The organism is Brumimicrobium mesophilum, assembly GCF_003025005.1.
GTDB classification, from domain to species: Bacteria; Bacteroidota; Bacteroidia; order Flavobacteriales_D; family Crocinitomicaceae; genus Brumimicrobium; species Brumimicrobium mesophilum.
The window spans coordinates 1-1096 of sequence record NZ_PVSS01000050.1 but is presented as its reverse complement, the minus strand read 5'-3'; the positions used below and the strand labels follow the sequence as shown (position 1 = coordinate 1096).

General features: G+C 37.3%; 1 protein-coding gene. It reads right to left on the bottom strand.

What is annotated here, in order from left to right:
• Positions 1–27: 27 nt before the first annotated feature.
• A complete protein-coding gene (gene rhuM / locus C6368_RS16985) occupies positions 28–1041 on the bottom strand; it encodes a virulence protein RhuM/Fic/DOC family protein (protein WP_234369162.1) in 1014 nt (337 codons plus the stop codon).
• Positions 1042–1096: the final 55 nt, after the last annotated feature.

Below are 1096 nucleotides of genomic sequence, written 5' to 3'. Positions count from 1 at the left end.
GACTGTCAGCCGTCTACTCGATTGGGCTTAGTTTTTTATCAAATTCATTATCAATTTTTGAACAGTCTCCCTTTGTTCAGGAAGACTTTGAGCAACAGCAAGTGCTAATGTAACCAAGGTGTTGTCATTTACTTTCCGTTCGCCCTTTTCATTTAGGTGATGTCCATTTTTCTCAAGGAACCATACGAACATAAATGAACCAATCCTTTTATTTCCATCGCTAAAAGGATGTCCTTTGATGATTGAGTATAGCAATTGTACGGCCTGTTCTTCTATTGTGGGATACGCAAGTTCTCCGAACACCGTTTGTGAGATACTACCCAGAATCCCTTGGAATGATTCATCCTTCTCATTTCCAAATAAGTCACTGGCTTCTCCTTTGGCGATTAAACTAGTTTTGAGTTGTTTAATAGCGTTTTTGACATCATCATAACTTATGACGTAGATTAAATCTTTATTAAGATTATCCGATGATAGTTCGTCTTTGTCATATTTTTCCAGTAGCTCGAATGATTTTGAATAGTGTGAGATTATTGAAAGTATTCCATCGGTCAAGGTCTTTTTAGTTTGAAATAGCTCTTCATTGAGTTGATTGATTTCTTGTTTTAATGCTTTTACTTTCTGCTGCTCAGTACTAAGTAGTTTTTGATTGATAGAGTATCCTTTGAGTAAATACTCTTTTAGTCTTTGAGTAGCCCACTTTCTAAATTCCGTACCTACTTGAGATTTTACGCGGTATCCGACTGAAATGATAACATCTAAGTTGTAAATCGATACTTTCCTAGTTACTTCTCGATCTCCTTCTTTTTGAACCTGGCGGAATTCCCGCCAAGTTGACTCTTTGTCGAGCTCACCTTCTTTATAAATATTTTTGATATGCTCTCCAATCGTTCTTCTTGCTTTTCCGAACAACTCCATTATTTGTTGTTCAGTCGCCCAGACTGTGTCATGCTCACCATCTAGCACCACCTGAAATTCGGTCTGACCACCTCTAGGCTTAAAGACTACAACTTCACTATGCTTTATTTCAGGTACGTTCATTTTTCAAAGGTAGTTTCTTAATAATTAAGCCCAACGGTTTGCAAATAGGCACATG